The 1018-nt window shown below is 44.2% G+C and carries 1 protein-coding gene; it reads right to left on the bottom strand.

Translation table 11 applies throughout. From position 1 onward, the window contains the following. A partial coding sequence (locus ACFVSH_RS27055) for an aconitase family protein (RefSeq protein ID WP_387708941.1) occupies positions 1–937 on the bottom strand: 937 nt, incomplete at its 3' end. Between the last annotated feature and the right edge of the window lie 81 nt (positions 938–1018).

Below are 1018 nucleotides of genomic sequence, written 5' to 3'. Positions count from 1 at the left end.
GGTATTCTGGAGCCATGTTAGCGATTGTTGCACGGTCAGCAAGTGGAAGATATCCTACTCCTGGGCCGTAGAACTCAACGAATTTACCAACTACGCCGTGTGCACGAAGAACTTGTGTTACTTTCAATGCAAGGTCAGTAGCCGTTGTACCTTTAGGAAGTTCGCCAGTCAGTTTAACACCAACCACTTTTGGAACTGGGAAGTATGAAGGCTGTCCAAGCATTCCTGCTTCTGCTTCGATACCGCCGACACCCCAACCAAGAACACCAATACCGTTGATCATTGTAGTATGTGAATCTGTACCGAAAACAGAATCAGGGAATACTTCGAAGTCGCCGTTTGGAGTTTCAACAGCATGAACCACGTTTGCAAGGTACTCTAGGTTAACTTGGTGAACGATACCAGTTGCCGGTGGAACTGCACGATAGTTGTTGAATGATTTTTGAGCCCAGCTTAGGAACTGGTAACGCTCTGCATTACGTTCGAATTCAAGATCCATATTGGCATCAAGGGAATCCATTGTACCTGCTTTATCAACTTGTACAGAGTGGTCAATTACAAGGTCAACCGGGATTTCTGGGTTGATTTTGTCAGGGTCCCCACCAAGTGCTGCGAAAGCATTACGTAAAGAAGCTAAGTCAACAACAACAGGAACACCAGTGAAATCTTGTAGGATTACACGTGATGGCTTGAACGGAACATCTATATCTTGTTGCTCGCTTGTTCCCCATTTAGCAAGGTTCGCAACGTGTTCTTTTGTGATTACTCTTCCGTCCACTTGGCGAAGTACCGCTTCAAGTAATACTTTAATGGAATATGGAAGGCGTGATACTTTGCCGTCCCCTGCTTTTTCAATAGCGTCTAAGCTGTAGTAGTTGTAGCGTTGCCCATCAATCTCAAAGGACTTACGCGCTTGGTATACGTCATTTTTCGTCATGAATATTACCCCCTATTAAACTGTCAGAACTTATTCTGCACATAAAAGTAAAACCTGGTTCACTGAAACCATGTTTACTAA

It is taken from the genome of Peribacillus sp. NPDC058002 (assembly GCF_042886655.1).
GTDB lineage: Bacteria > Bacillota > Bacilli > Bacillales > DSM-1321 > Peribacillus > Peribacillus aracenensis.
This window is presented reverse-complemented; position numbering and strand designations above follow the sequence as displayed.